The organism is Vibrio sp. SG41-7 (genome assembly GCF_014164465.1).
GTDB lineage: Bacteria > Pseudomonadota > Gammaproteobacteria > Enterobacterales > Vibrionaceae > Vibrio > Vibrio splendidus.
In genome coordinates this window covers 1-10,882 of the sequence record NZ_JACJFF010000149.1, presented here as the reverse complement: position 1 = coordinate 10,882, position 10,882 = coordinate 1, and the positions used below count along the sequence as shown (strand labels likewise).

11 protein-coding genes are annotated in these 10,882 nt (G+C 42.4%); all 11 read left to right on the top strand.

All coding sequences use genetic code 11. The features are described from left to right. The first annotated feature begins 81 nt into the window (after positions 1 to 81). Positions 82 to 1,233, top strand: a complete 1,152-nt coding sequence (locus H5300_RS23540) for a lipopolysaccharide assembly protein LapB (RefSeq protein WP_182797042.1) — start codon at positions 82 to 84, stop codon at positions 1,231 to 1,233. Then, the gene (locus H5300_RS23535) at positions 1,223 to 2,947 is read left to right on the top strand and encodes a GspE/PulE family protein (RefSeq protein WP_182797041.1); all 1,725 of its coding nucleotides are present in this window, start codon (positions 1,223 to 1,225) and stop codon (positions 2,945 to 2,947) included. Before H5300_RS23540 ends, H5300_RS23535 begins: the two co-directional genes overlap by 11 nt. Before the next feature lie 12 nt (positions 2,948 to 2,959). After that, positions 2,960 to 4,183 (top strand): type II secretion system F family protein, encoded by a 1,224-nt coding sequence (locus tag H5300_RS23530; protein WP_182797040.1) that lies wholly within the window; start codon positions 2,960 to 2,962, stop codon positions 4,181 to 4,183. A gap of 3 nt (positions 4,184 to 4,186) precedes the next feature. Next, positions 4,187 to 4,642 carry an MSHA biogenesis protein MshF gene (locus tag H5300_RS23525; protein WP_182797039.1) on the top strand — a complete coding sequence of 152 codons (456 nt, stop codon included), beginning with the start codon at positions 4,187 to 4,189 and terminating at the stop codon, positions 4,640 to 4,642. A gap of 78 nt (positions 4,643 to 4,720) precedes the next feature. Next, positions 4,721 to 5,296: a prepilin-type N-terminal cleavage/methylation domain-containing protein gene (locus tag H5300_RS23520; RefSeq protein WP_182797038.1), complete on the top strand. Its 576-nt coding sequence runs from the start codon at positions 4,721 to 4,723 to the stop codon at positions 5,294 to 5,296. A 35-nt stretch (positions 5,297 to 5,331) separates the two neighbouring features. After that, on the top strand, positions 5,332 to 5,829 hold the full coding sequence (locus H5300_RS23515; RefSeq protein WP_182797037.1) for a prepilin-type N-terminal cleavage/methylation domain-containing protein: 498 nt from the start codon (positions 5,332 to 5,334) through the stop codon (positions 5,827 to 5,829). Between the two features lie 152 nt (positions 5,830 to 5,981). After that, positions 5,982 to 6,479, top strand: coding sequence for a type II secretion system protein (locus H5300_RS23510; RefSeq protein WP_182797036.1), 498 nt, complete (start codon positions 5,982 to 5,984; stop codon positions 6,477 to 6,479). After that, positions 6,476 to 6,838 (top strand): prepilin-type N-terminal cleavage/methylation domain-containing protein, encoded by a 363-nt coding sequence (locus H5300_RS23505; protein WP_182797035.1) that lies wholly within the window; start codon positions 6,476 to 6,478, stop codon positions 6,836 to 6,838. Before H5300_RS23510 ends, H5300_RS23505 begins: the two co-directional genes overlap by 4 nt. Then, on the top strand, positions 6,838 to 7,560 hold the full coding sequence (locus H5300_RS23500) for a PilW family protein (RefSeq protein WP_182797034.1): 723 nt from the start codon (positions 6,838 to 6,840) through the stop codon (positions 7,558 to 7,560). The genes H5300_RS23505 and H5300_RS23500 overlap by 1 nt, the downstream gene beginning before the upstream one ends. After that, a complete protein-coding gene (locus H5300_RS23495) occupies positions 7,550 to 8,002 on the top strand; it encodes an MSHA biogenesis protein MshP (protein ID WP_182797033.1) in 453 nt (150 codons plus the stop codon). The genes H5300_RS23500 and H5300_RS23495 overlap by 11 nt, the downstream gene beginning before the upstream one ends. Continuing rightward, positions 7,999 to 10,882 (top strand): LamG-like jellyroll fold domain-containing protein (locus H5300_RS23490; RefSeq protein WP_310736187.1); only part of this gene is annotated, 2,884 nt, incomplete at its 3' end. The genes H5300_RS23495 and H5300_RS23490, both read left to right, overlap by 4 nt.

Here is a 10,882-nt window from a genome sequence, read left to right as displayed (position 1 = left end):
CCTGTTTTCAGCCATGCATGAAACTTACGATGTATGTAAGCCTAAATTTAAAACGCCAATATTGTGGGGTTGGAATTAATTATGAGCGTCATAAATAACGCCTTGTCTGAATTGGCAAAGAAAAAGTCAGCGACTTCGATTGAAGCAGCAATCGTACCTAAAGTAAAAACGCGTTCCCCATTGGTTTGGGTTGTTGCGGGCTTTACTTTGAGTTTAGCGATGGGCGGTTGGGCGATATCACAAGGCCCTACCGTTGAACATTCAATCTCAACTCGAGATGCACAAGTTCAGGTCTCTGTCTTAGAGAGTTCTGGAGAAATGCAAGATGTTGTTACTCAAACACTCTCATCGCCAACCCAGAAATTAGTGACGCTAGATTTAACGCCCCGTTCCGCAGAAAGCACAGTAGCGGCAAATAACGTTCAAGTTAAGCCAACGACAACGTCGAGTACTTCTAAAGCGAGAACCCCCGACGTTACGCCTAAACCGTTAAGCACGGCTAAAGCGAGTAATGCTGACATTCCAAAGCCGATTTACGTTGCTAGCGTGGCAAAAAAAGATCCGGCTCCTATCTCTAATGAGAAAGAATCTTCTGACAGTTCAGAAAATAGCGAAATGTTGATTGAGCAGGTAGAGCTAACGCCTGAGCAGTTATCAGTGAATGCACAAGGGCGAGCTCAGAAAGCGCTTGATGCGAATGATCTTACTGGTGCTTTGAAAGGTTACACCGAAGCCTTGCGTTATACGCCACGAAATGAAGATGTCCGTCAGAAACTTGCGATTCTCTATTTTGGTAAAGGCGATACTCGTAAAGCCTATGAGCTGTATCAGTCTGGTATCAAGCTCAACATCAACAGTGAAAAACTGCGATTAGGGTTATCTAAACTGCTGGTTAAAGCTAACCAAGCAGAAGCAGCTTTAAGCCCGTTAATCCACCTGCCACCAAATCCTACTCAAGATTATTTAGCTATGCGTGCGGCGTTGAGTCAAAAATCTCAGCAAGAAGACATCGCGCTCGAGAGTTACCAAAAGTTAGTCGAGGTTGATTCAGATAATGCTCGCTGGTGGCTTGGCCTTGCGATTCAACAAGAGCGTCAACTTGATTTTTCTGCTGCAAAAGAGTCATACCAAGGTGCCTTAACCAGAGTTGGAATCTCATCTCAATCGCAAAACTTTGTGCGTGACCGCTTAAAAATAATCAAAGCTTTAGAGGAGAGTGGCGATGCAAATTAGATTAAGAAAAAGGCTAGGTGATTTGCTCGTCGAAGAGGGAATCATCACTGAGGCCCAAGTTGAACAAGCTCTTTCTGCTCAAAAAAGTACCGGTCGTAAGCTAGGTGATGCGCTGATTGAACTTGGTTTCTTATCAGAACAACAGATGTTGAGTTTCTTGTCTCAGCAACTCGCTATTCCTCTCATTGATTTAAGTCGAGCCGTTGTTGATGTTGAAGCGGTACAGCTTTTACCTGAAGTGCATGCTCGTCGTCTTCGTGCATTGGTGATTGGACGCCAAGGCGATACGTTACGTGTCGCCATGAGTGATCCTGCGGACTTGTTTGCTCAGGAATCTTTGCTTGGCCAACTAGGTGACTACGCGCTTGAATTCGTTGTCGCTCAAGAAAGACAATTAGTGGATGGCTTTGATCGCTATTACCGCCGAACCAAAGAAATAGCGTCTTTCGCCGAGCAGCTTCATGCCGAACACCAAGTCAATGACACCTTTGATTTTGATATTGCTGGTGAAGACAGTGACGAAGTTACGGTCGTTAAGCTGATCAACTCGCTATTTGAAGATGCAATCCAAGTCGGTGCATCTGATATTCATATTGAGCCAGATTCAAACGTATTGCGTCTTCGTCAGCGTATTGATGGCGTGCTGCATGAAACACTGCTGAATGAAGTCAATATTGCTTCTGCACTCGTACTGCGCTTGAAGTTAATGGCAAACCTCGATATCTCAGAGAAGCGTCTTCCTCAAGATGGTCGTTTTAACATTCGAGCCAAAGGTCAGTCTGTTGATATTCGTATGTCGACTATGCCCGTGCAACATGGTGAGTCTGTGGTTATGCGTCTTCTCAACCAATCAGCCGGCCTTCGTAAGTTAGAGGCGTCAGGTATACCAAGTGATCTGTTGGTTCGACTTCGTCAACAGTTACGCCGCCCACATGGCATGATTTTGGTCACTGGCCCGACGGGTTCAGGTAAAACAACCACCCTTTATAGTGCGCTAAGCGAATTAAACGAGCCGGGCAAAAAGATCATTACCGCGGAAGATCCGGTGGAATACCGCCTTCCTCGTGTGAACCAAGTTCAGGTAAACCCTAAGATCAATCTCGATTTCTCTACTATCCTCAGAACTTTCCTTCGTCAGGATCCCGATATCATCCTTATTGGTGAGATGCGCGACCACGAAACCGTTGAGATTGGCTTGAGAGCCGCACTGACTGGCCACTTAGTGTTAAGTACGCTGCATACCAACGATGCAGTAGACAGTGCGCTGCGTATGATGGACATGGGTGCTCCCGGTTATCTTGTGGCAAGTGCCGTGAGAGCGGTAGTGGCACAGCGATTAGTTCGTAAAGTGTGTACTGATTGTAAGGTTGAGGATGAATTGGATGAACCTCGTAAGCAGTGGTTGAGCGTACGTTTCCCTAATCAAGTGGCTGTGCTATTCATGAAAGGTCGTGGTTGCCAGAACTGTAACCTAACCGGTTATCGAGGGCGTATTGGTGTATTTGAAATGTTGGAGCTAGAGCAAGACATGATGGATGCACTCAGAGCGAATGATGCGGTTGGCTTTGCTCAAACGGCAAGGCGGTCTAAAAACTACAAACCGTTGTTGGCTTCTGCGATGGAGCTAGCTTTGCAAGGTGTCGTGAGCCTCGATGAGATCATGCACCTTGGTGAAGGCGATGCTTCCGGTGCCACTGACCCAATTTATCTGTAGGGGTAGAGTGATATGCCAACGTATCGTTATGTAGGTCGCAGTTCTGATGGCAGCCAAGTGACTGGCCAGTTAGATGCGAATAACGAAGATCTTGCCGCAGAAAGTTTGATGAGTAAGGGGATTATTCCCACCTCTATTAAACTGGGTAAAAGTGGTGGTTCAGTACTGGATATGGATGTATCGAGTCTGTTCTCGCCGAATGTTCCGCTTGAAGTCTTAGTTCTGTTTTGTCGACAGTTATACAGCCTAACCAAGGCGGGTGTACCACTATTAAGGTCGATGAAAGGCCTGACCCAAAACTGTGAAAATAAGCAGTTGAAAGCGGCCTTAGAAGACGTGGTTGCTGAGCTAACCAATGGTCGTGGATTATCAGCATCGATGCAGATGCATCCCAAGGTGTTCAGCCCGCTGTTTGTCTCTATGATAGGGGTTGGTGAAAATACCGGTCGTCTAGATCAGGCTTTGCTGCAATTGGCTGGATACTATGAGCAAGAAGTAGAGACTCGTAAGAGAATCAAGACTGCGATGCGTTACCCAACATTTGTGATCAGTTTTATCTTGATTGCAATGTTCATTCTTAACATCAAGGTTATTCCACAGTTCTCAAGCATGTTTGCGCGCTTTGGTGTCGACTTGCCGCTGCCTACTCGTATCTTGATTGGTATGTCTGAGTTCTTTGTGAATTACTGGGGCTTAATGCTTGGCGTGATCTTTGGTCTTATCTTTGCTTTTAAAGCATGGGTTAAGACAGACAAAGGATTGGAAAAATGGGACAGGTTACGCTTAAAAATACCCGTGATTGGTGGGGTGGTGAATCGAGCGCTACTTTCGCGATTTTCTCGTACTTTTGCCTTGATGCTAAAAGCCGGTGTACCACTGAATCAATCACTGTCGTTGTCTGCGGAAGCGTTGGATAACCGATTCCTTGAGTTGAGAGTTCAGGCTATGAAAGCCGCAATAGAAGCCGGTAGTACGGTTTCTTCAACAGCGATCAATAGCGAAATTTTCACCCCACTGGTGATACAAATGATTTCGGTGGGTGAAGAAACCGGCCGTATTGATGAGCTATTACTTGAGGTATCCGATTTTTATGATCGAGAGGTCGATTATGACTTAAAGACCTTAACCGCAAGGATCGAACCTATTTTATTGGTGGTTGTGGCTGGTATGGTGCTGATCTTAGCTCTGGGTATTTTCCTACCGATGTGGGGAATGCTGGATGCAATCAAAGGCTAGGGAATGCTAAATAACCTACAACGCTCACGTTTTGTTATTTGGAGTGTCGTTATTCTTTTTCTTATTGTGGGGGGGCTCTCTGCCTTTAAAACGGTAGAAGAAGAAGCGACTAACACGGCATTGATCGTCGCGAGCAAGCGAATTTTAGAGCAAGCAAACCTGTTCAAACAACAGTATTTGTTATCGGGTGCTGAGCAAGACAATAACTCGGAACATCCTAAAAGTTATAGCCGAACAGGCTGGATAATGCCGATTCAAGGAGATGAGCGAGACTGTCATTATTGGCTTGAAGAATTATACCCTCAAGAATGCATTTTAGGGCTCAGTTCACCGAGTGTTGAAGATAAAGGTGATAACATGCACTTTCACTGCAGTTATCATTATGCTGATAAATATCAGATAGACATATTACTCGAAAGGGAAAGGTTTAGTGTGAAAGCCAATATTTTGGCTTTGTGAAAATATTGACGGTTTTTTATGGTTTTATACGAGCGTGAATGTATAATGCGCGCTAATAATTAGATGGCTGGGTAGAAAATGCTTAAGAATCAAAAGGGTTTCTCCCTTGTCGAATTAGTCATAGTGATCGTGGTCGTTGGTTTATTGGCGGTAGCAGCTTTACCCCGCTACCTCGACGTGACAGATGAGGCTAAAAAATCAAGCATTGAAGGTGTCGCTGGTGGTTTTGCAACCGCCGTTTTGTCGGCAAGAGCACAGTGGGAAGCAGAAGCTAGGCCGTCAGAGAATATAGGTGCTGAAACATACAATACTGTAAATTATGATGGTGTTGATTTTTGGTTAACAAGATCCAAGAACAGTAACAATGTCAATACCGATTTTAGAGATGGCTATCCATGGACTCTGAACAACGATTCGAGCACTGCACCACAAGACATTTCAGATAAAACCTGTTCTGAGTTGATGGGGAATTTATTGCAGAATCCACCTAAAGTTGGTGCGGTCTCAGATGTTGCTAGCGACTCAAATTACAAATATTCAGCGCAAGCGAATTCAGGTGATGCAACGTGTACTTACATTCAATTAGAAGGTAATGCCGAGCACCAATTTGTTTACGAAATTAAAACTGGTCGTGTGACCGTAACTTTGCAGTAAGTCTGCGTAAAATTAAACATAGAGAGAGCTTAACTATGAAAAGACAAGGCGGTTTCACCCTAATCGAACTAGTGGTTGTAATTGTTATTCTGGGTATTCTTGCTGTAACTGCGGCACCACGTTTCTTGAACCTGCAAGATGATGCTCGAGCATCATCTTTGCAAGGTTTGAAAGGTGCAATTGATGGTGCATCTGGTATCGTTTACGGAAAGTCAGCAGTTGAAGGGCAAGAGGCTTTAGATTCTACGACTACCCCTGATGTTGAAGGTATTACTACTGCCTATGGTTACCCTACTGCTAATGAGGCTGGTATTGTTGCTGCTGTAGTTGGTTTAAGTACTGATTGGGATGTCGTGGCAAGCACTTCTGCTCCAGCAACCCCAAGCTTAACATTTGCTTTTAAAGGAGCAACTGTGACTGACAAGTGTATTGTACTTTATACTGAAGCAACAGGTACGACAGCTGCTAGTGCTGCATCGACTACCGTTGAATTAGGTGATGCAGCTGATGGTTGTGGTGGTACAGGTAACTAAATAGCTTGCTTCGGTAAGCTAGAGGCCAGCATTTGCTGGCCTTTTTTATTCAAATCATAAACTAGAATTAGTATTAAAACTCATATTAGAAACCTTCATTATTTTGAGTCTATCTTGTAATGTAGAGTCATAACTAGCTACTTTGGGTATATATGAATACAAAGCCAAACAGAGGTTTCACTCTTGTAGAGTTAATCGTAGTGATTCTTTTATTAGCTATTATTTCAGCGACGGCTATCAGCCGTTTTGGTGGACGCAAAAACTATGAACTTTATGCTCTTCAAAATCAGGTTTCTTCTGTCGTTCGGCAAGTTCAGTTGAATAGAATGCAATCTAACATGGATATGTCTGTGTCAGGCGCTGAAAGCTTACGTTTAGTGGCTGCAAACAATTGTATCGGTTCGCAATCAGCTTGTGACAACACATCTGAAACAAGAAGTGATGTTATTGCTAGTGATGATTATAGTTTCGCGTCTGTACCTACCTCTAGCTACTCTTCTCCAATCGAATTCAACCTTTTAGGTAACCCTGAAAATACTGCCTCATCTGGTGTTCAAATTACTATCTCATCTAATAATAGTTCCGACAGAGCTTGGGTTTGTATCAATTCTCAAGGTTTTGTTTATCCAAGTAATCAGGTATGCCCATGAAGTACGTAAATAGTGGCTTTACGCTTATCGAGTCGATCATTGTTATTGTACTACTTGGTTTTGCAATGCTCGCATTTTCTACTTTTCTTGCACCACAATCCGCGCTTTCAGGTCAAGTGAATTATTCCAACCGAGCTTCGGCATTAGGTCAAAGTATTATGACCGATCTATTAGCTCGAGATTACGGAACGGTGAGCTCTGGTACTCCAATTGAACTTGGCAGCACTTACACTAATTTTGATGTGGATTTGGTCGTTACCAATGATACGCCCAATACATCTATGCAGAAATTTACGTTAACAATTACCGCAAGCAATAATCCTCCTATCACCTTAGTCGCTTATAGAGGGGAGTATTAATGAAAGGGAAAGGGTTTACGCTCATAGAGATGATTCTATCTATTGTCATCTCAAGTATCGTCTTACTTGGTGTCGCGAATTTTACTGAGCTTGGTGTGAGAGGCTATTTTGGTTCCGTAGAGCGTTTTCGACTACAAACGGAAGCTCGGTTTGTATTGGAAAAGCTTTCTCGTGAAGTGAGGCATGCTGTACCTAATTTGTTTCCAGCTTCAGTGAGTAGTGATTGTGTATCATTCTATCCAATTGTTGATTCAGGTTTTTATGCCATTTCTGGAGCTGATATTAACTTCTTGGTTAGTGATACCGGAGCAACGAGTAGCTCATTACAATCCATGTCATTAGTAATAAATCCGACGCGTCCTCACACTGATATCAACGAATTAAACAATATATACCCTCTTAACAATGTTACTCCTCCTAGTGCATCCGCCGCCTATTTTTCTATTCCAAATGGTGCTAACACTCTTATCAGTGAATCTGTAGGCAAAAGGCACTACATTTTTGACTCAAATAACCTTGTGGAATATTGCCTTGCGAATAGTAATTTACTAACTCGTAATGGTGTCACAATAAGCGATCGAGTTATGAGTGAGAATAGTACCCTGAGTTATCAGCCTGCGGATGTTCAGAATAATGGTGTTGTTGAGTTGATTCTCGAGTTTGCAGAAAATAATGAGTCCACAGTGTTTGAGCAAGAGATACAGGTGATAAATGTCCCGTAAATCAACCCAAAAAGGCAGTGCGCTAATCATGGTCATCTTTGTTATCGTAGTGCTTGGTTTCTTAGCGACAAGTTTGAGTCGAACGAGTTGGTCTGATAATGACTCAAACACCCGAGTGGTGCTAGGCACGCAAGCTTGGTTACTCAGCCATTCTGTTAATGAGTATGTGATGACTCAGTTCTATCCGGATCCTGACCCACAATCTTCATCTGCTATTTCAACTGTGTGCACTGACCCTATACCGAGTGCTGTGGCAAATGTTGCTGATTCAATAGTTTCTGAGTCATCGATGAATTGTTCGCTGAGTTCATTGCAATGTGCAAGCCGGGGGCAGCTCGATGGTTTTGTTTTTTATGTTTTAGAGTCCTCTGTTGTTTGTGGTTCTGGAGTGAGTGAAGTTCAACGTAATCAAGAGCTTTGGGTTAAGGAAGTTGAGTTATGAGAAAGAAACTTATAGTTAAACAGTGTCAGTTTTTTTTGTTATTAACTACTTTACTTACTTCTTCGTTATCTTATGGCGCAACTTATAACTTAGAGCTTGAATCTGACTTTAAACAGTTATGTACATATAATGGAGGAGGACAAGCGCCGATATCTATAAATGGTTCTGAGTGGGCTAGAGAGTATCGATGTTACGGGATTTTTTCTTCACGTAATAACACTATTAATCTTTATGATAATAGTGTGGTTAAAGCTGACCAGACTTTTAATATAACAAATACTGAATTTAAACCAGTTGCTTTTTTTTCTGGTAATGAGGGTACAACTACTCTATCGAGTGCTGGTGGTGGAGTATCTTTATTTTCTAAGTTAAGGCTTCCTGGAAGTATTTTTAGTGGAGGTAGCTTAACTCTGGATTCGAATTCACTTGTAAAAGGTTCTGTCGACGGGGCTTTCACAATTACGATTGATAGCTCCACAATAGAAGGAGATGTGTCAAATCGAAGTGTCAATACAATTACTATTGGAAACAACGCAACTATAGGTCTTGCTTCTTTTGTTGCTGGCGAGACTACTGTGACAAGCCTAGGGGCTTTGAATGTAACGGATTCAGAAGTTAAGGGAAGTGTTACAACAAAAACTCATCACCTATCTCTAAAGAATGCACACATATACGGAGATGCAATCGCTTCGACTGCTAACGGTTGGGCTGAACTTCAATTTCCTAATTACCCACAAGATAATTCAAGCGTAGTTGATGGGGTTTGTTTGCATAAAATTGTTCCTGGAAATGCCTGTGATAAATTAACTTTACCTGATCCTGTAGCTAAGTATCACCTCGAAGGGAATAATTGGTTAGCTAATGTCTATAACGTCAAAGATGAAATGGGCAATCATAATGGTAAAGCTGTAAACGGCCCATACGTCGGGAATGGTGACGCTGCATTAACCGCCAATTCCTTTAATTTTGGCACTTGCGAGTATGGAGTGTTTAGCAATGATAATAATTCATATGTTGAAGTTCCTAGTGATGCTGAGCTTGATCTCTCAGAGAACTTAACAGTATCAGCTTGGATTAAACCGCTCTCCCTGCCAAGTGGCAGCGATTTATATACAATTGTTGCTAAAGATACAAACTATGAGTTTCACTTAAATAGTAGTGGAAAAATTTTCTGGTATTGGGAAGAGAGCAATAACGGTAATGATAATACTCAAACATTAACTAGTAACTTCACTGTACCTGTAGGGGCTGATGCTCCTTGGACTCATGTAGTAATTACTTATAATTGGAAACGAGATAATCAAGCTAAACTTTATATCAACGGTCAACGTGATTCCCAGGCATCAAATAATGGAAACCCGAAACTAAAAACTAATGGTCACCCATTAACTATTGGTAACGATGTTGGTTTTACTAGTCGCTCATTTGATGGCTATATTGATGAAGTTCAAGTGTTTGATCAAACCTTAAATAGTGAAAAAGTGGCGCTTTTATATCAACAGCGACATGAGTGTGGCTCTCCAGTTCCAAACCAATGTGAACTTCTGCCACTAGAGGATTTTAACGGCTCTCTTGAAAACTGGTCTGTGACTTCTTATGGAACCAGTGACTTACCTGAAATAGCTGATGGTCGATTAGTGTTGAACCAAAATAAGCTTCAACAATCAACAGCAGCAAGCTACCAATATTTATTCCCAGCCAAAAATAATTACGTGAGTATAGAGTTTGATCATTACGCTCGACCGGGCTCTGGTGGTGACGGTATGGCTATTGTGTTGTCTGATGCTTCAGTTCCTCCTGGAGCTGGGGCCTTTGGTGGTCCTTTAGGTTACGGTTTGAAACCTGGAATTGAAGGTTTTGCAGGTGGTTGGCTAGGCGTTGGCATTGATGAGTACGGAAACTTTTCCAAGGAAGGGGCGATAAATCTACCATCGAACATTCCAAATGATACGTCTGATGCTATTGCTGTGCGTGGCTCTGGGAAACTGACTTCTGAAGGTCAATGGAGCAGCGGGTACGAATATATTACAGGGTACTATGATTCCGACACGTTAGATAATGGTCAGAAAAGGCGATACCGAGTAACTATAGATAGCACGGAAAGCCAGGTGTTTTTTTCTATAGATATTCTGAATGGCAGCGATTGGGAATCCATTATTAGTCGAATTGATGTTATGGATGGTTATGGGCAAACCAGTGTACCTAATAACTTTAGATTGTCTCTTACGGGGTCGACAGGACAAGCTACCAACGTTCATGAAGTTGATAACTTACAGGTTTGTGCCGATCAGTATGAAAAGCTTAGTGATGGGCTTCATCATTTTGAGTTTATACACTCGGGGGTAGGTAACACGTGTGAACCAGAAGATATAATATTAAAAGCTTGTGCAGATGACAGTTGTAACTTATTTGACGAACCTATATCAGTCACCTTAAAGCCGATAACCACATCAAACGGAGCATATTGGATTGATGGTGACTCACGTACATTTACAGGTCAAGTAGCTCTTAAACTTGGAAGTAATCAGGCGCTTAAAACTGAGCTCGGTATTGGGTATACAAATACGCCTCCATCCGAACTGAATAATGTACTTTGTCGGGGCAATGGGGAGTTATCTACCTCAAATTGTAATATTGATTTTGAGTCTAGTGGGCTAACTGTAACCGTAAGCGATAAATATGCGAATAAACCGCTTGATGGCTCAGACAGCTCTCATCCGCTTCCTAGCATAAAGTTTTGTAATGCTCAGAATAATGGTTTTAGTCGCGCCAAAAATATTAATTTTTCAATTCATTATGATGACCCAACGAGTTCTGAAAGTTATTTTAACGAGCAACCTGTTGTAGTGGAGTTTAAAGATGCCCTTGGCCACTGGAACG

Excerpts from the sequence above, each read along its gene's own strand:
- H5300_RS23540 (WP_182797042.1), top strand. The coding sequence starts at position 82 with ATGAGCGTCATAAATAACGCCTTGTCTGAATTGGCAAAGAAAAAGTCA.
- H5300_RS23535 (WP_182797041.1), top strand. The coding sequence starts at position 1,223 with ATGCAAATTAGATTAAGAAAAAGGCTAGGTGATTTGCTCGTCGAAGAG.
- H5300_RS23530 (WP_182797040.1), top strand. The coding sequence starts at position 2,960 with ATGCCAACGTATCGTTATGTAGGTCGCAGTTCTGATGGCAGCCAAGTG.
- H5300_RS23525 (WP_182797039.1), top strand. The coding sequence starts at position 4,187 with ATGCTAAATAACCTACAACGCTCACGTTTTGTTATTTGGAGTGTCGTT.
- H5300_RS23520 (WP_182797038.1), top strand. The coding sequence starts at position 4,721 with ATGCTTAAGAATCAAAAGGGTTTCTCCCTTGTCGAATTAGTCATAGTG.
- H5300_RS23515 (WP_182797037.1), top strand. The coding sequence starts at position 5,332 with ATGAAAAGACAAGGCGGTTTCACCCTAATCGAACTAGTGGTTGTAATT.
- H5300_RS23510 (WP_182797036.1), top strand. The coding sequence starts at position 5,982 with ATGAATACAAAGCCAAACAGAGGTTTCACTCTTGTAGAGTTAATCGTA.
- H5300_RS23505 (WP_182797035.1), top strand. The coding sequence starts at position 6,476 with ATGAAGTACGTAAATAGTGGCTTTACGCTTATCGAGTCGATCATTGTT.
- H5300_RS23500 (WP_182797034.1), top strand. The coding sequence starts at position 6,838 with ATGAAAGGGAAAGGGTTTACGCTCATAGAGATGATTCTATCTATTGTC.
- H5300_RS23495 (WP_182797033.1), top strand. The coding sequence starts at position 7,550 with ATGTCCCGTAAATCAACCCAAAAAGGCAGTGCGCTAATCATGGTCATC.